The organism is Ureibacillus sp. FSL K6-2830 (assembly GCF_038004145.1).
Classification (GTDB): Bacteria; Bacillota; Bacilli; order Bacillales_A; family Planococcaceae; genus Ureibacillus; species Ureibacillus thermosphaericus.
This window is the reverse complement of the sequence record NZ_JBBOQR010000001.1, coordinates 1,495,683-1,516,779: the sequence shown is the minus strand read 5'-3', so window position 1 is coordinate 1,516,779 and position 21,097 is coordinate 1,495,683. Positions and strand designations below refer to the sequence as shown.

At 36.1% G+C, this 21,097-nt stretch carries 16 protein-coding genes; 10 read left to right on the top strand and 6 right to left on the bottom strand.

Annotated features, from left to right (window positions below):
• Positions 1 to 88: 88 nt before the first annotated feature.
• Both NSU17_RS07490 and NSU17_RS07485 read right to left on the bottom strand, forming a co-directional pair.
• Complete coding sequence (locus tag NSU17_RS07490) at positions 89 to 1,504, bottom strand: LysM peptidoglycan-binding domain-containing protein (protein WP_340705491.1); 1,416 nt, start codon at positions 1,502 to 1,504, stop codon at positions 89 to 91.
• Between the two features lie 168 nt (positions 1,505 to 1,672).
• Positions 1,673 to 2,572, bottom strand: a complete 900-nt coding sequence (locus NSU17_RS07485; RefSeq protein ID WP_340704699.1) for a TetR/AcrR family transcriptional regulator — start codon at positions 2,570 to 2,572, stop codon at positions 1,673 to 1,675.
• Between the two features lie 227 nt (positions 2,573 to 2,799).
• Here NSU17_RS07485 and NSU17_RS07480 point away from each other — a divergent pair, with 227 nt between their 5' ends.
• The 3 genes from NSU17_RS07480 to NSU17_RS07470 are packed head-to-tail and all read left to right on the top strand — an operon-like array spanning position 2,800 to position 8,893.
• Complete coding sequence (locus NSU17_RS07480; RefSeq protein ID WP_168412254.1) at positions 2,800 to 4,281, top strand: TolC family protein; 1,482 nt, start codon at positions 2,800 to 2,802, stop codon at positions 4,279 to 4,281.
• A gap of 46 nt (positions 4,282 to 4,327) precedes the next feature.
• Positions 4,328 to 5,704 (top strand): efflux RND transporter periplasmic adaptor subunit, encoded by a 1,377-nt coding sequence (locus NSU17_RS07475; protein ID WP_016838506.1) that lies wholly within the window; start codon positions 4,328 to 4,330, stop codon positions 5,702 to 5,704.
• Positions 5,705 to 5,707: 3 nt separating this feature from the next.
• Complete coding sequence (locus NSU17_RS07470; protein ID WP_340432662.1) at positions 5,708 to 8,893, top strand: efflux RND transporter permease subunit; 3,186 nt, start codon at positions 5,708 to 5,710, stop codon at positions 8,891 to 8,893.
• Between the two features lie 47 nt (positions 8,894 to 8,940).
• On the opposite strand, the gene pgeF is transcribed toward NSU17_RS07470, so the two are convergent.
• Positions 8,941 to 9,702 (bottom strand): peptidoglycan editing factor PgeF, encoded by a 762-nt coding sequence (gene pgeF, locus NSU17_RS07465; RefSeq protein ID WP_340704698.1) that lies wholly within the window; start codon positions 9,700 to 9,702, stop codon positions 8,941 to 8,943.
• Between the two features lie 354 nt (positions 9,703 to 10,056).
• Entirely contained in the window at positions 10,057 to 11,301 is a 1,245-nt protein-coding gene (locus NSU17_RS07460) for a sialidase (RefSeq protein ID WP_340704697.1), read from the bottom strand.
• A gap of 468 nt (positions 11,302 to 11,769) precedes the next feature.
• Between NSU17_RS07460 and NSU17_RS07455 the strand changes: the two genes are divergently transcribed.
• From NSU17_RS07455 to NSU17_RS07435, 5 genes are all read left to right on the top strand, one after another.
• Complete coding sequence (locus NSU17_RS07455; RefSeq protein ID WP_340704696.1) at positions 11,770 to 12,999, top strand: ABC transporter substrate-binding protein; 1,230 nt, start codon at positions 11,770 to 11,772, stop codon at positions 12,997 to 12,999.
• A gap of 132 nt (positions 13,000 to 13,131) precedes the next feature.
• A complete protein-coding gene (locus NSU17_RS07450) occupies positions 13,132 to 14,007 on the top strand; it encodes a branched-chain amino acid ABC transporter permease (protein WP_340704695.1) in 876 nt (291 codons plus the stop codon).
• A gap of 12 nt (positions 14,008 to 14,019) precedes the next feature.
• A complete protein-coding gene (locus NSU17_RS07445) occupies positions 14,020 to 14,958 on the top strand; it encodes a branched-chain amino acid ABC transporter permease (RefSeq protein ID WP_016838512.1) in 939 nt (312 codons plus the stop codon).
• Complete coding sequence (locus tag NSU17_RS07440; protein ID WP_016838513.1) at positions 14,955 to 15,731, top strand: ABC transporter ATP-binding protein; 777 nt, start codon at positions 14,955 to 14,957, stop codon at positions 15,729 to 15,731. The genes NSU17_RS07445 and NSU17_RS07440 overlap by 4 nt, the downstream gene beginning before the upstream one ends.
• Positions 15,731 to 16,438 (top strand): ABC transporter ATP-binding protein, encoded by a 708-nt coding sequence (locus tag NSU17_RS07435; RefSeq protein ID WP_016838514.1) that lies wholly within the window; start codon positions 15,731 to 15,733, stop codon positions 16,436 to 16,438. The genes NSU17_RS07440 and NSU17_RS07435 overlap by 1 nt, the downstream gene beginning before the upstream one ends.
• Positions 16,439 to 16,634: 196 nt before the next feature.
• Here NSU17_RS07435 and NSU17_RS07430 read toward each other — a convergent pair whose 3' ends face one another.
• Together NSU17_RS07430 and NSU17_RS07425 are read right to left on the bottom strand one after the other, a co-directional pair.
• Positions 16,635 to 17,774, bottom strand: a complete 1,140-nt coding sequence (locus NSU17_RS07430) for an IS110 family transposase (RefSeq protein WP_096549889.1) — start codon at positions 17,772 to 17,774, stop codon at positions 16,635 to 16,637.
• A gap of 284 nt (positions 17,775 to 18,058) precedes the next feature.
• The gene (locus NSU17_RS07425) at positions 18,059 to 18,778 is read right to left on the bottom strand and encodes a DUF6904 family protein (RefSeq protein WP_096550045.1); all 720 of its coding nucleotides are present in this window, start codon (positions 18,776 to 18,778) and stop codon (positions 18,059 to 18,061) included.
• Positions 18,779 to 19,138: 360 nt separating this feature from the next.
• Between NSU17_RS07425 and adh the strand changes: the two genes are divergently transcribed.
• Positions 19,139 to 20,674 (top strand): aldehyde dehydrogenase, encoded by a 1,536-nt coding sequence (gene adh, locus NSU17_RS07420; protein WP_340704694.1) that lies wholly within the window; start codon positions 19,139 to 19,141, stop codon positions 20,672 to 20,674.
• 24 nt (positions 20,675 to 20,698) lie between these two features.
• Positions 20,699 to 21,061, top strand: a complete 363-nt coding sequence (locus tag NSU17_RS07415; protein ID WP_340432649.1) for a DUF779 domain-containing protein — start codon at positions 20,699 to 20,701, stop codon at positions 21,059 to 21,061.
• Positions 21,062 to 21,097: the final 36 nt, after the last annotated feature.

Here is a 21,097-nt window from a genome sequence, read left to right as displayed (position 1 = left end):
TGAATCTACTGAATCTTTATGTCTTAAATCTCCATAAAAAATAGCAGCACAAACAATCCATTTTTCGTTTGCACTGCAAATAAGTATGTTAACGATTCAATTTAATAATATCAAAATAATCGTTTAATAATGCCCAGTTTTGTGGGAATGGATAACCTAAAGCCCAATAGCTGATGCCCCGTAAGTTATATTCTTTCGCTAAATTAAATTTTGCTCGAGCGCTTCTTGCATCTTCAAACCATACTTCATGAGCTTGCCCACTTTCATCCACGTATCTGAAAAATGGAGATTGAGCATTTTCGTCATAAAAGATTTCAGATTTATAACGGGTTGCACGGCGAATAGCTTCCTGTGGACTAAATGTCTCGGCAATTGCCCCTTCTACGTGAGGAATTTTCCAATCTCTTGCATATATTTGAAACCCTAAAAATATTTTTTGAGCAGGTATAACTGTTAATGCATACTCTACTACACGTCTTATTTGATTAATTGGAGAAATAGCTCGTGGCGGACCTCCCCTCCATCCCCACTCATAAGTCATTAGAATAACAAAGTCTACTATACGGCCATGAGCTTCATAGTCATGGGCAGTATATAGTAAACCTTCCTGTTCATCGCTTGTTTTTGGTGCGACCGCGGTAGATACGAAATATCCCCTTTCATGAAGGCGATTGACTGTCAGCTGTAAAAACTCATTATAATTCTCCCGATCTTCTGGAAGCACATACTCAAAATCGATATTCAATCCACGGTAACCCTTTTCTTCCATTACTTGTAGGCAGCTGTTGATTAATTTTTCCCTTAATTCTTGATTGGATAAAACAACATGGGCTAGGTTCGAGCCAGTGCTTGTAGATGAAAAATTAGAGATGGCTAACATCGGTATAGCCTGTTGAGATTTTGCAGCATTAAGCATTAATTCATCAGCAAAAGGTTCTAACGTACCATCCTCTTTAATCATATAAGAAAAAGGTGTGAAATAAGTAAGTAAATTACCTACTGCATTAACAGACTCTGCCCCTTCTTCATCTTGTTGATATGAATAAGCGTTGATTTCAATAGATGGTTTCGGTCTAGGTATGATTAGCACCATCCCTGGGTAGATGTTATCTGGATTACGCAGACCATTTTGTTTAATAATGGATTCTGCCGTTGTTCCGTAATACGCTGCAATTTGCCACATCGATTCTCCTAGTTGAACCAAGTGTAAGCGCGGAGGGATATAGATTGTTGTACCGGGGATTAAATTATATGGATTGATGGTAGGGTTTGCTTGTTGGATAGCTTGAACGGAAACTTCATAATTGCTTGCAATCGACCACAATGTTTCTCCAAATTGAATGATGTGTGGTGTTGTTGTATCTGGAATCACGATTGCTTGGCCTATGAGTAATTCTCGGGGGTTTGGAAGTTGGTTTAGTTGGATAATGGCATTCATACTTGTGTGATATATACTTGCCAATTTCCAAATGGTGTCTCCTTGTTGCACGACATGAATTCTCAGAAGAATGCCTCCTTCCTAATTCTTATAATGCACTATATGTTCTATCTTGCTAATTCATATGCTTAAGTAAAAAGAAAGTCTTCCAATTTTGAAGACTTTCTCTTTTTTTTTGAAACTTACCTCTATATTGGAACGTACTAAATTAAGGGGAAAATTTACCTATATCCATTAATTGCACGAAGTTGGTTTTTTTGAATTTAAATAATTCCAAATGGCATTTGAAATTTCTTTCGCCTCTTTTTGATGTGATGTGTTATTAAATGCACTATTAAAAGATGATATGAGTGCTTCTAGAACATATAATTTTTCTTCTGGCTTTTTCAATTCATCGAGTAAATAATTGGCTAATTCTACTCCTTTTTCGGAATCATTTTTAGTTAATTGATTCACAAATCCTTCAAGCTGTTTGACAATGAAGTCTTTAGATACTTTTTTTGAATTAACTTTTACTTTTAAAGCTTGTACGATTTCTTCATTAAATACGACATCACCAGTTTCTAATATGTTTGGAATAATGGCAATGACGCGATTGAGTGCTGTTTTGATAATCGATTCAGGTGCAACTTTAACCCCAGTTGCGATATGAATAAAATGCAATGAAAATACGATGATAGCAAAAGTATGGATGGCGCACTCATAAGAGATAGGACGGATTTTCTCTCCATAAATATCGACAAAACGATTTGCTAACCAATCTATTTCAATGACCATGTGTTTTTCAATAATCTCTTTTATATCCTTATCATTGGAGTCAAAGGTTGTTGAAAAGATTTCATTAAAATTTTGTTTTCTACTTAAATGAAAGCCCATAGCAATTTGATTAATTAGTAAATTGATATCAGAGGTATCTTTATTTGAAGCTATTTGATAGCGAGCATTGACTAACTCTTCTCTTGATTCTTCTAAAATAGCGATTAAGCATTCATTTTTAGAAGTGAAATGATTGTAGAATGTTCCTTTGGAAATATTAGCAGCTTCAATAATATCCATAATGGATGTATTGTTGAAACCTTTTTTAATAAATAATTCGCGAGCTGCTTGAATAATTTGCCTTTTACGTTTGTTCATTTCGCCACCCTTTCCGCAAGAAAAACAACATTTTATACTATAAGTATAAAATAATTAAAATTGAAATATCAATGTCTCGTAGAGTTTTTGCAATAATGTTGTAAAAATTGAACCATCGGTATAAAATGGTTTGAGGGAAATAAAATGGATTATCGCTTAACGGTTGTTTTGGAAGATGGTGGATGTCTTATATAGAAAATAAATGATTAGAAAGTGAGGTTTTTCCTGTGAAGAAAAGTTTGACTATTGGTATAGCTGCCGCTCTTGCGGCAAGTAGTATTACACCAGCAGTCGTCGCCGCTGCTCCAAATTCTCCTGATCATGTATTTGCAAAAACGAAAAACAAAAAAGAGGAAGAAAAATCTTTTGTCGAAAAAGTGAAAGTCCAAGAGTTAACGTTGGAAGAAGCGATTCGATATGGATTAAACAGTAACTATTCTTTAATTGAGTTGGAGTATACTATTGAAAACTTAAAATTACAAGAAGATATGTATGAGGATCTTCTCGATGTTGCAGAAAGTTCTTATGAGAGTACTCAGAGAAAAATAGAAGAGTTAAATAAGTATTTAGAATCTACTTCAAAAGATACTGTGACAGTTGATTTAGCGAAAGAAGTAACTAATCTCAAGCGATCTTTAGAAGAATTATTAGACATCAATCCGGAAGACCTTGAACCAGATATCGATCCTTCAGACTCTGATAATGTAATCGTTAAAACACAAATAAGATATTTAATCAATTTTTTGGAAAATGCCATGAAATACGTGGATGAATATGAAAAATATCAGCAAAGAGAATTAGTAAAAGAGCAATTGAATGTGCTAAAAAGCAATTTAAGCAACCTCTATTTCCAAGTGAATCAGTATAAAAACATGCTTGATACTTTAGATATTCAACGAACTCAAATGTTTAATAACCGTGTGCAAATGCGTGAACAATTAAAGCTACCAATCATATTAGATTTTATTAGCTTGCTTTTAACTGAAGAGCAAATTGATTTTATGAAATATACACTCGAAGTACAACAAAGCCAATTAAACGGGATGAAAACACGTTATGAACTAGGATTAGTATCGAGAAAAGACTATGAAAAAACAGAAAGAGACATATCTGATTTAGAAACGCAAATTGCTGAACTTGAAAAGCAACTTAAACATGATAAGGCGGTATTTGCTACTACAATTGGCATTACATATGATGAAGATTTTAAATTGATAAGACCGGACTTAGGGGAATTGGCGTTAATAAAACAGGAAAAATCAACAGAAGAACTTATTAAAAATAGCTTTGACATGGTGAATGCAAGAACAAATTTACGAATTAAAGAAAAAGCATTAGATGATTTTGATGATGAAGAAAATCGTACAAGAGAAAGAGAAAAAATGCTTGAAAATGATGTTGAGGTAGCTAAATTGCAAATTGAAGCTCTTCAAGTAGAATTAGAAAAGGCTATAAAAAATACCTTCCATCAAGTACAAAAACAATATGAAGCGTTAAATGAAGCGAAAAAAGATCTAGAACAAGCAAAAACTGATTATGCTGATACACAGCTTTACTACAATTTAGGCTTACTTTCAAAACAAGAATTTGATGCAGCCAATACAAGTATAAAACAAGCGGAATTTAACTATAACAACGCCAAATACCAATATTATTTACTCACAAAACAAGTAGAGTTAATGAATAAAGGTGTTATTGTTAGAAATTGATAATCAGGGCTTTGGATTTTTCCTTTGCTAAGGAGGCTTTAAATAGATGACTAAGAAAGGAATAATAGGGACCCTTCTATTGTTAACATCTATCATCCTATTAGTAGGTTGTAATAATTCGACAGAAGAAACAGAGGTTCCTGAAACAGAAATACCAGTAAAAGTTGCGACAGTGACTTTCGGTGCTTTAACAGATGATAATGAGTTATCGGGCACCATCTTACCTGAAAATGAGGTTGCAGTTTTACCGAAAGCTGTTGGAGAAATTAAAGCAATTTATGTAAAAAAAGGAGATAAAGTAAAGCAGGGCGATATTCTAGCCCAGCTTGATGATACAGCTGAAAGAAATGCGATGGAACAGCAGCAAAAAAGCTTAGAGCAAGCACAGGCTAGTTTGAAAAGCGCACAAAATGGCAAGGTAAGAGCTGAAAACAGTTATAAACAAGCACAGGCCTCACTAAAATCAGCTGAAGCTTCTTTACAACAAGCAAAAGAGAATTTAAAAAATTTAGATTTTCAAATTCAAAATGCTCGAAATTCTTGGGAACAAGCTAAAAGAAACTTAGACAGAATGAAAGCTTTATATGAAGCTGGTTTGATTTCTCTACAAGATTATGAAAATGCTCAAAATGCGGAGAGAAGCGCAAAAATTGCTTTAGACCAAGCAGAACTATCGAAAAAAACAACGGAAAATGAAGGCATTAGAATGCAAGAAGTAGCTGTAGAGCAAGCTCAAATCAATGTGGAGCTGGCGCAAACTTCCATGAAAGATGCGGAAATTGCAGTGGAACAGGCACAAATACAAGTAGATCAAGCTCAACTTGCTGTAGATGCTGCTAAGGATCGTTTAGATGATAAAGTGATTAAAGCGACGATTGCAGGAGAAATTACAGAAATCAATGGGGAAGTAGGGGAAATGGCTTCTAATGCCAACCCATTTGCAACGATTGTAGCAAAAGATTCAGTGAAATTAAGTGTGAAAATTACGGCTAACCAACTATCTTCCTTCGAAGTCGGGGATGTATTAGATGTGAAAGTTGCCGGTTTAGAAGGAACATTTAAAGGAAATGTTGCCTATGTTTCTTCAGTGAGTTCAGGATTTGGACTATTTACTGTTGATATTAATATCGATAATAAAGAACAAAAAATTCGACCAGGCATGATTGCTTCCGTCATTGTGGAAGAAATTAAACAAGCCAACTCGCTTCTTATTCCTGTTGAAGCGATTGTACAAAAAGAAGGAAAAACCGTTGTATTCATCGTTTCAGAAGGAAAAGCAGAACAAAGAGAAGTAGAAATTCTCAAATACAGTACAGATTTGGTGGCTGTCGTGGGAGAACTTAAAGAAAACGAACAAGTTGTAATCAGTGGACAGAACCTCCTCGATGATGGAAATAAAGTCCGTATAATGGAGGAGGAGTAGACATTGAAGCTTGTAAACACCTCAATTAAACGTCCAGTCGGCGTAATCATGTTTGTTATTTGTGCTATCCTACTGGGCTTTATTTCTTTAAGGGAATTGAAGGTAGAATTATTCCCGAAAATTGATTTGCCAATAGCGGTTATTGCTACAAGTTATCAAGGAGCTGCTCCTCAAGAGATAGAAGAATTGATTTCAAAACCGATTGAGTCAGCTGTAAGTACTGTAGAAGGCATGGATACAATTCAGTCAGTATCCAGTCAAGGAGCTTCTCTAGTACTAATGATGTTTGATTATGGTCGGGATATTGATGATGCGTTAATCGATGTTAGAGAAAAAGTCGATCAAATATCGGGGATGCTTCCAGATGGGGCAAATGATCCGATGGTAATGCGACTTGATCCGAATGCGACGCCAGTAGTGATTGCAAGCCTCTCAGGGGATAATTTGGAAAAATTACAAGATATTGCAGAAAGTGATATTCAACCGGCAATTGAACGAGCGCCTGGTGTTGCCTCTGCTACCATTGTTGGTGGAAAAGAACGCGAAATTCGCATCAATTTGAATCAATCAATACTGAAAAACTATGGACTAACAGGTTCACAAGTGATTACTGCATTACAAGCGGAGAACCGTACAATCTCGGCAGGAACGGTTGAACAAGGAAATCAAGATGTGCAACTACGCGTCGTTGGAGAATATACATCCGTTAGTGATATTGAAAATACGCTCATCACTTTAAATAATGGTGATACCGTTCGAGTAAAAGACGTGGCGGATGTCGAAGATACATTTAAAGAAGTATCGTCAATTTCTCGAGTGGACGGTAAAGATACATTAATTTTCACCATTATGAAACAGTCGGATGCAAACACCGTTGAAACTGCAGAAGAAGTTAAAAAAGTTATTGAGAAATTGAATGAAAAATATACCGAACGAGGATTAGAAGTAAAAACGATTATGGATACGTCGGTGTATATTACTGCGTCAATTGACTCAGTTCTAGATAACATGATTGTAGGGGGATCACTCGCTGCAATCATCCTATTACTCTTCTTAAGGAGTCTAAAAGCGACGTTAGTTATTGCCGTTTCAATGCCGATTTCCATTATTAGTACATTTACGTTAATGTACTTCACAGGAGAAACATTAAATATTATTTCGATGGGTGGACTGGCTCTCGGTATCGGGATGATGGTTGACAGTTCCATCGTTATATTAGAAAACATATACAAGAAGCGTTCGGAAGGATTATCGATTAAAGAGGCAGCATACCATGGTGCTTCGGAATTAGGCCCTGCTGTTATTGCCTCTACACTGACGACTGCAGCTGTATTCGTTCCAGTCGTATTCGTAGAAGGGCTTGCTTCACAAATTTTTCGTCCGTTAGCATTGACGGTTGTATTTGCATTGACAGCATCGCTAGTAGCTGCCATGACATTGGTGCCAATGCTATCAACGCAATTTATGCGTAATGTTCAAATCTCAGTAGATGAGAATAATGGACAATACTTCTTCAATCGTGTTTTAAACAAAATTAAAAATTTCTATGGAAAAGTACTAGAAAAGGCCTTACGTAGAAGGAAAACAGTTATTGCCATCGTAACTGCTGCTTTTGTGGGAAGTTTAGCTTTAATGCCAGTTGTGGGTATGGAGCTAATGCCTGCAACAGATAGCGGGCAAGTTTCAATTACTGCACAGTTGCAAAACGGTGCGAAGTTAGAGGAAACGGAATCTATCGTAGAGGAAATTAATGAACGGTTAAAAAACTTTGAAGATATAATTAAAGTGAATTATGTAAGTATTGGTGGTACTACAAATGGTATTACTGCAGGAAGTAAAAATGTGGCTTCCTATATGATTGAACTAGTTAGTTCATCGGAAAGGGATATTACTACTGATCAATTCATTGCTCAATTAAACGATTTAGTAAGTGATATTCCTGGGGCAGAAATTACTATATCGGAAAATAACCAAGGGATGTCCACTGGTTCACCAATCTCGCTTTCGATTTCAGGGGATAACTTAGATGTATTAACTGATTTAGGACAGCAAGTTGTTTGGATTTTAGAGGAAATCGATGGAACATTGAATGTGAAAAGTTCGGTTGAAGAAGGAAGTCCAGAATTGCAAGTGGTTGTAAATCGTGAACTGGCTTCTGCTTTTGGGTTAAGTTACCAACAAATTATGAATGAAATCAATGTAGCGTTTAACGGTCAAGTGGCGACTAGGTATAAAGAAGATGGTAACGAATATGACGTAACGGTTGCTTTACCTGATGATAAAACGGAGACTGTTCGTGATCTAGAAACATTTGTCGTTCGGAATAATGAAGGGGAAGATATCCCGTTATCTGCAGTTGCTGAAATAGTGCCAGTACAAGGGCCTTCTCAAATTACTCGAAATAATCAAGAGCGTACAATTAACGTAACGAGTGATGTAATTGGACGAGATTTAGGAACGGTTTCTAAAGAAATTGAAGAGAAATTGAAACAAATCAATTTACCTGATGGATACGAAATTTCCATGGGTGGAGAAGTAGAAACGATGATGGAATCTTTCGTCCAATTAGGATTAGCATTAGTTTTAGGTATATTCCTTGTATATATGGTAATGGCTGTTCAATTTGAATCCATTACTTATCCATTTATCATCATGTTCTCCATGCCTACTATGGTGATTGGGGTAATATTAGGGCTACTCATTTCAGGATTACCGTTAAGTTTACCAGGTTTTATCGGTCTAATTATGCTTGCAGGGATTGTTGTAAACAACGGTATTTTACTTGTTGAATATATTAACATTTTAAGAAGAAATGGAATGGAACGAATGGAGGCTATTGTAGAAGCAGGGAAAAGCCGTATGCGTCCAATTTTAATGACAACACTCACTACGGTTTTAGCGATGATTCCGCTAGCCCTTGCAATTGGTGAAGGTGCGGAAAACCAACAACCAATGGCTGTAGTCGTTGTATTTGGATTAACTTCTTCTACAATCTTTACTTTAGTATTCGTTCCAGTTATGTATGTTATGATTGATAACATATCAGAAAAAGTGAAAAACATCTTTAACAAAGATGATTCAGATAAGACTGGTAAACCGAAAAGAAGAATCTTCAAGCGCAGAAAAGCGAAAAATAAAGTCGTAGAAAAAGAGCTAGAAACAATCGGTGGAAAACCAGAGTTGACGTAAGTAAAAAAGCATATCTCTCGGATAGAGAGGTATGCTTTATTTTTTATTTATGCTTTTTTCATAATAAAACTTAAATGACGTCCAGCCTTTTTATCTTCTCGATAAGAAAATCCTTGAGGATGCTTATAGGTGCATGTTGAGTCAATGGTAATCTGTTCAGACGGTATACCGCAAAGTTCGCATTGTTTTTTAACCGTTTGTTGATTATCGATATGATATTTACCCGTTTCTTCGTTAAAATAAATAAATTCATTTGCATATCCTAAATTTTTAAATTTAGCATACACATCTTCATCAACTTCAAATTTTTCTTGGCTAATTGCACTACCGAGATGAACACGGAAATCTTTAATATCACATTGTTCGTTCTTTTGAATGTGTTCAAATACTTTTCTAGTTATCTCCTTCACGGTTCCTTGCCAACCAGAATGAATCACTCCTATAATGCCGCTTTTTTCACTATAAAAAATAATTGGAACGCAATCAGCTGTAAAAGTACAAAGGACGATGTGGGACTCTGTTGTATAAAGGGCATCGGTATTTGGAATGGCAGTATCTTTTGAAAGTGCTCCCCGTCCGCAATCTTTTTTTGTAACTTTATATACGTTATCGCTATGGGTTTGATTGGCACATACAAATTGTTCGATATCACAACCGACGTATGCAGCAAGCTTTTGACGATTTTGAACGACATCTTCTTCATTATCGCAAACATGAAGGGCCATGTTATGCTGTTCTAACTCTTTTTCATTTTTTAACGTGATGCCAGCAATAAATTTTTCGTTATTGAAATAAATTTTTGTTGTCATGTCTTCACTCCTAGACTCAGTTCTGCATGGTAATTTTTATTATATATTGTTCTTTCAGTTGAGTCATAAAGTATGTAATTATGTTACAGAAAATATCGGGTGAGTGAACTATATGATTTCCATTTTAGAATTGCAAATTATAATAGCCAATAAATCAAAATTTAAACACGTTATCCAATATATATACAGGTAATACTGATGGAATAATGCAATAATGGTAACTAGGAAAATTCACTTTTCAAAAACGTGATAATAGTTATACTGGTAAAAATATTTGCCAAATGGTAGGTATAAAGAAAAGCCCTATTAGGAATGTTTATCTACCTAATAGGGAGTTTGACAAACCTAATTTATTTAATTTCCTTGATAACGATGAATTAAATCGTTGTTTTGTCCTCTGGCAAATACATCTGTTCTAGTTGGTCCCCAAGATACTGCTGCTGGTGCGCTTGTAATTTGAGTAGTGCCTAAGCTTACCCATGGTTCCCAACGAGTGCCATTCCAAGTTCTCTTAAACAATCGATTTCCTACGCCTCTTATAAAGACATCAAGATGGTTTGGACGCTTAGAAGAAACGGTTGGCGCACTTGTTAATGTACCGCCAAGGCTTTCCCAATCGCTCCAGCGGTTTCCGTCCCACCATTTATGAATTAAATCATTATTTACTCCTCTAGCAAAAACATCTATTCGATTTGGTCCCCAAGAAATCGCAGCTGGTTCAGAATTTAAATTTCCTCCGAGATCTTCCCAAGGTTCCCAATAAGAACCGTTCCAAGTCCTCTTATACAATCGATTTCCTACGCCTCTTACAAATACATCTAATTGATTTTCACGTTGAGAAGATGCGCTAGGACCGCTTGTTAATGTGCCTCCAAGACTTTCCCAACTGCTCCAGCGAGTGCCATCCCACCATTTATGGTACATGGCATCATCTGTCCCTCTTACAAACACGTCAATTCGGTTTGGACCCCAAGAAACAGAGCCAGGAGCGGATGTTAATACGCCTCCGAGGCTTTCCCAATTGCTCCAACGGCTACCATCCCACCAAATATGGTATAACGCATTGTCACTACCTCTTGCAAATACGTCTAATCGATTGGGTCCCCAAGAACTTACACTAGGAGCGCTTAATAATGTTCCACCTAAACTTTCCCAATCGGACCAACCCTCTTCTGGCCTAGGTCCAGGTTCTGGAGCCGGTCGTTCACCGCGGATATAAGCTAAAGCCAATTCAATAGCTCGAATTAATATGCGATTTACTGTGCTTTCTGGGAAATTCATTGAACGGATAAAAAGTGGGAACCAAGGATTATCACGCTGGAACTGATTATAAATTTGGGTAGGAGTGCGATTTAAATTTTGTTGATTACGTAAGTACGAAATTGTTAGAAGCATGAGGGTATCAATCATTTGGGGATTTACACCAGCTTGCTCTAGCTGCGTATATAAGTTGCTATGCTCTGTGCGAATACGTTGTATCAATTCTTGCTCACTTGGTCTTTGTTGCGGTGTTTGTTGTACATATAAAGGATTGGGAGGGTAGTAATAATTTACAGGAACATATACGTAATAATAGGGATAGCCATTATACATGTTCATATGAATACCTCCATTTCTTTGAATAGTGTATGCGTAAAGAAAAAAAATGGGACTCAAATGATTCAAAAGAGCATAGTATTTTTGGCGCATAAAATTTAAGCATGGAAATAGGAGAACGGTTGGGAGTATCACGATAAAATTCATAATTTTTTATAGAAAATTTTGTAAAGGAAAAATATAAAAATTTGATAATATTAAAAGTTTGAATCGATAATAATATCAATTAATTATTAATTAAATATTTTGTATAATGCGAAATATTTAAATTTCCAAAAAAATCACACTAGACTAAATAAAAATAATGTTTTACAATACAGAAAGCTAATACATTTGAAATAGATATTGGATTGAAACCCTTTTCAGAAAATTATGAAATTAATATTCTGAAATAAGTGTTTTTATTTTCTGAAAAATCTAATATCTAATTAGTTTTTATTACAAAATCTAAATAAATGGGGGGAGTATTACATGGTGGAATCAAAAAAGACTAAAAGATTTGCCTCTCTTTTTCTAGCATCTTCTTTAGTTGTGGGAGCTTTAGCTGGTTGTAGTGGAGGATCTGGGGGTGACCAAGGAGACAGTTCTTCATCAGACAATGGTTCTTCTTCAAACGGTGGAGATAGCGATGTAATTAAAATTGGTGCAAACCTAGAGCTTACTGGTGCTGTTGCTTCTTATGGTTCATCTATTGCACAAGGTGCAGAACTTGCGATTGAAGAAATTAATAATAACGGTGGAATCAATGGTAAGAAAATAGAATTTGTCAAAGTTGACAATAAATCTGAAAACGCGGAAGCAACATCTGCTGCTATCAGATTAGCAACTCAAGAAAAAGTAAACGTAATGATTGGCCCTGCAACAAGTGGTAACGTTCTTGCGACAGTTCAAATTGCGAACGACAATAAAATTCCGCTTGTTACAGCTTCAGGAACTGCGCCAAACGTTACTGAGAATGCAGATGGATCTATTAACGAGTATGTATTCCGTACATGCTTTATCGACCCATTCCAAGGAGTAATTGCTGCAAACTTTGCTACAAATGAACTTGGAGTAAAAAATGTAGCGATTTTTGCAGATAACTCTTCGGACTATGCGAAAGGTTTAGCAGCTGCATTCAAAGAACAAATTGAAGCAAATGGCGGACAAGTAGTTGCGGAAGCAGCGTATGTAGCGAAAGACACAGACTTCAAATCAACTTTAACAACTCTTAAATCTAAAAACCCAGAGTTTATCTTTATTCCGGGATATTATGAAGAAGTTGGTTTAATTGTTAAACAAGCGCGTGAATTAGGAATCGATGTTCCATTAATGGGTGCTGACGGATGGGATTCTCCAAAATTAGTTGAATTAGCTGGTGCTGAAAACTTAAACAACTCATTCATTATTAACCACTATTCATCTGAAGACCCAGATCCAAAAATTCAAGACTTCGTAAAAGCATTTAATGATAAATACGGTGAATCACCAAATGCTTTCCACGCTCTTGGATATGATACAGTTTACTTCATTAAAGATGCAATTGAGCGTGCAGGATCTGTGGATGGAGCAGCAATTAAAGACGCACTTGCTGCAACAAAAAATATTTCGCTAGTATCTGGTACAGTCTCTGTGGATGAAAAGCATAATGCGGTGAAATCTGCAACAATTTTAGAGTATGTAGACGGTACACAAACATTTAAAACTAAAATTGAACCTTAATTTTACAAGAAAGGGGGGCACACCGCCTCCCTTTTCCCGTTCGTATCCCAAATTTCCAAATATTAGTTGAATGTTTTGAACTTTTAAGAATTGACAGATAAAATATTTGCTTCATAAAAGGAGTGTGACTTTATGGATTGGTTGCAGCAACTCATTAATGGTATTTCCTTAGGAAGTATTTATGCATTGATTGCGTTGGGGTATACGATGGTATACGGTATTATCAAATTAATTAACTTCGCCCATGGAGACGTTTTCATGCTTGGCGCATTTATCGGTTTTTTTGCCATCACTCGTTGGGAAATGGGTTTCATTCCAGCGTTAATTATAGCTATGGTTGTTTGTTCAATCATTGGTATGATCATCGAGAGGGTTGCATATAAGCGCTTAAGAAATGCAACTCGAATTGCAGCGTTAACGACAGCCATTGGGGTATCGTTCTTAATAGAGTACACCATGATATTCTTTAGAGGAGCCACACCAGAGGCTTATCCTCAAGTATTACCGCAAACAAATATTAATATCTTAGGTGCGAATATAAACTCTCAAACTATTTTTATTCTTGTAGTTACAATCATTTTGATGATTCTTTTACAATTTATTGTTCATAAAACGAAAATTGGTAAAGCGATGCGTGCAGTTTCTCACGATGCAGATGCTGCGAGACTAATGGGTATTAACGTTGATAATACAATTTCGGCAACGTTCGCAATTGGTTCCGCTTTAGCAGGTGCAGCAGGAGTAATTTTCGGATCATATTACACAAGAATTGACCCATTAATGGGCGTTCTACCTGGTTTAAAAACCTTCATTGCGGCTGTATTAGGAGGAATTGGAAGTATTCCAGGAGCGATGGTTGGAGGCTTTATATTGGGAATCATTGAGACAATTGTAAGTGCTGTAGGTTATTCACTATGGCGCGATGCCGCAGCATTTATCATTTTAATCTTAATTTTAATTTTACGACCAGCAGGTATATTCGGTAAAAACATCCGTGAGAAAGTGTAGGTGACTGGGGAAATGAAAAAATCGAAAGCCTTTTGGGGTTATTTAGCATTTGCACTAGTAATCTATGCAGTTGTACAAGGTATGCTTGCAAGTGGAATGCTCGATTTATATTATCAAAACATGTTAATTACGATTTGTATTAACGTGATGCTTGCTGTAAGTTTGCATATCGTAATAGGGGTTACAGGCCAATTCTCTATTGGTCATGCCGGTTTTATGGCAGTAGGCGCATATATTAGTGCAATTTGTACAATGAAACTAGGGTTGCCATTTATTGTGGGAATCATATTAGCGGGGATTGTTGCCGCTGTAGCAGGTTTACTAGTCGGGGTACCTTCTTTAAGACTTAAAGGAGACTACTTAGCGATTGCTACATTAGGATTTGCTGAGATTATTCGAATTGTATTCTTGAATGTTGATTATGTTGGCGGAGCAGCAGGGATGGTTGTCAATCATGCTACAACTTGGACATATGCTTTTGTCGGTGTGGTTATTACAATCATGGTTATTTCTAATTTTACAAACTCTCGTCATGGACGCGGTTGTTTAGCTATTCGTGAAGATGAAATAGCAGCCGACGCGATGGGAATCAATACAACTTATTATAAAGTTGTTGCTTTTGTAATCGGTTCCCTTTTTGCAGGGGTAGCAGGTGCTTTATATGCACATAATTTCTATATTATTCAACCAACAGCATTCAACTTCTTAAAATCATTTGAAATTCTGATTTATATCGTATTAGGCGGTTTAGGAAGCCTTTCAGGTTCTGTCATGGCAGCTATTTTCTTAACGGCAATTTCACAATATTTGCAAGCGTTCCCAGAAACGCGAATGATCATTTACTCTGTCGTATTGATTATCGTGATGTTATATCGTCCAACAGGATTGATGGGAACAAAAGAGTTAAAAGACTTATTTAAAGTAAAAAATAGAGGGGGGTCTGAAGCATGAGTAATCCTCTTCTGAAATTGGAAAATATCGGTATACAATTTGGTGGATTGAAAGCGGTACAAAATGTCAACATGTATTTAAATAAGGGAGAACTTGTTGGACTAATTGGACCGAATGGAGCAGGGAAAACCACAACCTTCAACATGTTAACTGGTGTATATGTACCAACAGAAGGTGAAATTACCTTTAATGGTCAAAGTATTAAGGGATTAAAACCATACCAAGTATCGCATAAAGGAATCAGCCGTACATTCCAAAATATTCGATTATTTAAGGATTTAACGGTATTAGATAACGTAAAAATCGCAAACCATCAGCTTGCGAAACATTCAATCCTTTCTTCCATCTTGCGTTTGCCAACTCATTTTAAAGGCGAGGCAACTATGGAGAAAGAGTCTATTGAATTTTTAAAAATCTTTGAGCTAGACGTTTATAAAGATGAATTAGCGAAAAACTTGCCTTATGGAATGCAACGACGTCTAGAAATCGCTCGAGCGTTAGCTGCTGGACCAAAGCTTCTATTATTAGACGAGCCTGCAGCGGGAATGAATCCACAAGAAACACAAGAATTGATGGATTTAATTGCATTAATTCGAAAAGAATTTGATTTAACAATTCTATTAATCGAGCATGACATGAGTCTAGTAATGGGAATCTGTGAAAGAATCTACGTTTTAGACCATGGTCAATTAATTGCTGAAGGAACATCGGAAGAAATACGTAACAATCCAAAGGTAATTGAAGCTTACCTTGGTGAGGAGGTCGTACACTAATGCTACAAGTAAATAATATTGATGTGTTTTACGGGAATATTCATGCATTAAAAAATATCTCCTTGGAAGTTAATGAAGGTGAGATTGTTACGTTAATCGGTGCAAACGGCGCAGGAAAAACTACTTTGTTGAAAACGTTATCTGGATTACTGAAACCAAAGCAAGGTACGATTACGTACAAAATGCAACAAATTGGTGGCAAACCAGCTCAAGCGATTGTGAAAAGTGGTATTTCTCATGTGCCGGAAGGACGCAGGGTTTTTGCGAATATGTCAGTAGAAGAAAACTTGGAGTTGGGTGCTTTTCTTAGGAAAGATCGCGATGGAATCAAAAAAGATTTAGACCATGTATTTGAACTATTTCCAAGATTAAAGGAACGAAGAAAACAATTGTCCGGTACTTTATCCGGTGGGGAACAACAGATGTTGGCAATGGGAAGAGCGATTATGGCAAGACCAAATTTACTATTGTTGGATGAGCCTTCAATGGGACTTGCCCCACTAATTGTTCAACAAATATTTGAAATTATTCAAACAATCAACAAAGAAGGAACAACTATTTTACTTGTTGAACAAAACGCTCATATGGCTTTATCGATAGCAGACCGAGCTTATGTTATCGAAACTGGAAAAATTGTATTGTCAGGAACAGCGAAGGAACTTCAAGAAAGTGAAGAAGTAAAGGCGGCATATTTGGGAGGAGTATAATAAAAAAGACTGTCCGAAAAGAGGAGGGAAACTTTTCGGTACAGTCTTTTTCTGTGAAAATAATTTAATTCCACTTAGCCCATGAATAGCTTCAATCTATTGAGGGTAATATATAAATAACCTAAAAAAGACAATAAGAAAGCAGAGCTACCTAATGGAAGGTAACTTTGTTTAAACTTATTCTTCTTTGGTTATACTAATTAATTAAAGGTTCTTTATAAGGCTCCTTATTAATTAGCATAGAGTAAATGATTCGAAGCATTCGATGCGATATGGCAACGAGTGCTTTTTTCTTTCCTCTTCTTGCAGCAATCGACCAATATTTAGCAGCTAACCAACGATTCCTACTTCTAGAGATTGCCCATGCTACTTCGCACAGTACAGTTTTGATATGAGGATTCCCTTTAGTCGTTTTAGTTGACTTTCGTTTTCCTGCACTTTCATGATTTCCTGGAGCAACTCCGGCCCAAGACGCTAAGTGTTGAGAGGTAGGAAATTGTTCCATGTTCACCCCAATCTCTGCAATAATAATTGCTGCGGAATCCTTTTTAATACCCGGAATCGTTAGTAATAACTCCACTTCTTCTTTATAATTCTTCAGAATTTCATCTATTCTTTCCTCGATTTGGCTGATTAATGATTCTAAATAAACGATGTGTTGCCAAGATTGTTTGATTAGAAAGATTTGATGATCGTTTAAAGTACCGAATAAAGAGTCTGTAATCATTTGTTTTTTGTGCTTCATTCTTCCGTGAATACTATTTTCTACATCAATGGAATCAACATATCCATTTTGAATTAATTTGGATAGAAGTTTTCTTCCAGAAACACCAAACACATCTGAAATAACTGAATTTAGTTTAACATTTGAGCATTCTAATACTTTCAGAATCCTATTTTTTTCTGAAGTCAAATGGCCGATCCATTTTTTACGAAGCCGAGTTAAATCACGAAGGTTTCGTATATCTTCTGGTGGAACAAAACTTTTTTCAATCAGTCCATAACGCAATAACTTCGCAATCCACTCTGCATCCGAAACATCTGTTTTTCTTCCAGGGACATTCTTGATTCTTTGAGCATTCGCTAATGTAATATCAAAGTAATCCTCCAAAATGTTATAAACAGGTTTCCAATAAACTCCAGTACTCTCCATCGCAATGTGCGTAATGCCATGGTTTTCCAACCACTTTAGTAAACGAAAGAGATCCTTTGTTAAAGTGGGGAAAGTTTCTGTTTCAATGAATAATTCATCGTCCTGTTCGCCAATCATGACACAAGCAACAATTGTTTCAGCATGTACATCTAATCCTGCACAACGTGTCATCAGTACATCCAATATAATCCCTCCCATAAAGTAGATTCACAAACAGCGAGTGAATTTGAAATATAAGCATTTTTCTGTACGTAGTCATCATTCCAAATGAATGAGCTAACAATGGGTTGTTCACCAAATCCACTCAAACAGTTTTTTATTCAGGGTATCATCCACCATAAAAGCCTACGTATTGTTAACTGTTTGTGTTATCTACATTATGGGAAAGAAATATCCATTTTCATGCCAGGGTTGTGAATGAAAATTCATGATTGTTTTTTATCATTTGACTGAATAGCAATCTAATATTACCATTCAATATATTCAGGATATTTCATTTGAAGAGGTAATTCATGAATTTCATGTTTTGTGATATTGGCAGTGGCTAATATTTGATCCTTTAAAGCCAAGTATTCATCATCTTCCACCATTAATCGAATAGCAAAGGCACCTAAATGCTTTTTTCTTTCCTCAAATGTTAGCTTTAGATATTCTAAGTTTAAAATATCTACATATTGAGTTGCGTAACGGAAGTATTTAGGCGATTTTGATAACATTAAGTGTATAAGTACATTGTAATGTTCTTCAGGCAAATGTTCTTTTAAACATTCCGTAACAAGAGATTGGAATTTTCGAATGGATGTAGTATGTGGGTTCCATGGATTATTGTCTATAAATTCATTGTATAAATCGATGAAGTCGTTTAAAGCGAGTGCTGTAAAAATTAATTCAGGCCATAAAATTTCAACGGAGAAATATACATTTTTTTCAGGAGCAAGCGTGTCTTTTTTCTTTTCAATTCCTTTATGGATGCCGTTCGCTACAAACTCGATATTACATTCTCCTTGAGTTGCTTTCCGCAATTTAAGACAAACCCCTAATATACGTTGTCTCGCACCTCGGTAATCATAATATCTATTTTCATCTCCAATAACTTCGTAGATATTCTTAATTAACTCATCTAAATCCCAATAGTCACCACTAATTCGTCCCCCTGTTAAACGTTCAGTGCTTTGAATGGATAACATTTTTATCCCACCTTTTCTAGTCCGCAAAATCTATTACATATATTGTACAATCTTTTAAATAGAAAAAACTATATATATCTTTGATTCTACTAGTTAATCGTTATTTATATAAAATATAGAAAATTGTAAAAATTTAAAATAGAAAGTTTATTTTTTCATTTTGGGGTATATGGTTAGCAAAGTTCACTCTAAAAAGGTCGTTTCATAGAGAAGGGTGACGAAGGAAAATATAAAATATTTTTCAATATTAGAAATAATCTACTAACCTTTCGAATATATATTATTAGATACCTTTAGGAGTGAGTATGTTGTCATCAAGAAGTAAAGGTATAAAAATCAAAAAATAGGGGGAGTAGGAAAATGTCTGTATTAACTGCTGCATATGCATTTCCTAATACTGAAGGAGCGATTGTAAACTTCAAGGAACGCTACGATAACTATATCGGAGGACAATGGACACCACCAGTTAATGGCGAGTATTTCGATAATGTATCGCCAGTAACAGGAAAAGTTTACACAAAGGTTGCTCGTTCCACAGCGGAAGATATTGAACTTGCCATCGATGCAGCTTACAATGCGAAGGATTCATGGGGCAAGACTTCCGTTGCAGAAAGAGCAAGAATCTTAAACAAAATCGCAGATCGCATGGAAGAAAATTTAGAATTGTTAGCAGTTACTGAAAGCTGGGAAAATGGTAAACCGGTTCGTGAAACTTTAAATGCGGACATACCTTTAGCTATCGATCATTTCCGCTATTTTGCAGGAGTGATTCGTGCGCAAGAAGGCGGTATTAGCCAAATTGATGACAATACTATAGCTTATCATTTCCAAGAACCAATTGGTGTTGTCGGGCAAATTATTCCGTGGAACTTCCCAATCTTGATGGCAGCATGGAAACTCGCACCAGCCCTTGCAGCAGGAAACTGTGTGGTTTTAAAACCTGCAGAACAAACACCAACTTCTATACTAGTATTAATGGAACTTATTGAAGACTTATTACCACCTGGTGTTGTGAATATTGTAAACGGTTTTGGTTTAGAAGCTGGAAAACCGTTAGCTTCCAATCCACGTATTGGAAAAGTTGCCTTTACTGGTGAAACAACAACAGGTAGACTTATCATGCAATATGCTTCACAAAATATTATTCCGGTTACATTGGAGCTTGGTGGGAAATCGCCAAATATCTTCTTTGAAGATGTAATGGAAGCAGACGATGAATTTTTAGATAAAGCAATTGAAGGATTTGTATTATTTGCTCTTAACCAAGGAGAAGTGTGTACATGCCCTTCAAGAGCATTAATTCAAGAATCCATTTACGATAAATTTATGGAACGCGCACTTGAGCGAGTAAAAGCCATCAAACAAGGTAACCCATTAGATCCAACTACAATGATAGGAGCTCAAGCTTCAACAGAACAAATGGAGAAAATTTTATCCTATATTGATATTGGTAAACAAGAAGGAGCAGAGTTGCTTATCGGTGGAGAACGCAACAATTTAGGTGGAGAATTATCAGAAGGTTTCTACATTAAGCCTACTGTATTTAAAGGTCATAACAAAATGCGCATTTTCCAAGAAGAAATCTTCGGTCCAGTAGTTGCTGTTACAACATTCAAAACGCAAGAAGAAGCATTGGAAATTGCAAATGACACGATGTATGGATTAGGTGCGGGAGTATGGACTCGCGATATTAATACAGCTTATCGAATGGGAAGAGGAATTCAAGCTGGACGCGTATGGACAAACTGCTATCACCAATACCCAGCTCATGCAGCATTTGGTGGCTATAAAATGAGTGGAATCGGTCGAGAAAATCATAAAATGATGCTTGAACACTATCAGCAAACGAAAAACTTGTTAGTAAGTTATAGTCCAAATAAACTCGGTTTCTTCTGATTCTAAAATTTAGGAGGGATGGCGTTGGTAAAACGTGTTGTAGCAACAGATGCAGCCCTTGCCCTCATTGAACAATTAAAGAAAAAACATGGCCCAATTATGTTCCATCAATCAGGCGGTTGCTGTGATGGTTCTTCCCCTATGTGCTATCCTGAAGGAGATTTAATCATTGGTGATTCGGATATATTACTAGGGGAAATTGGTGGAGCAAAGTTTTATATTCATAAAACTCAATTTGAATATTGGAAACATACTCAATTAATCATCGATGTCGTTGACGGTCGCGGAGGGATGTTTAGTTTAGAAGGCGTTGAAGGTAAACGTTTCTTAACAAGGTCGAGAGCATTTACTTCTGAGGAGCTAGCAGAATTAAATAAGGTTGGTTAACATAGAATAATATATGGGGGAGCTTCAAGTATTGGA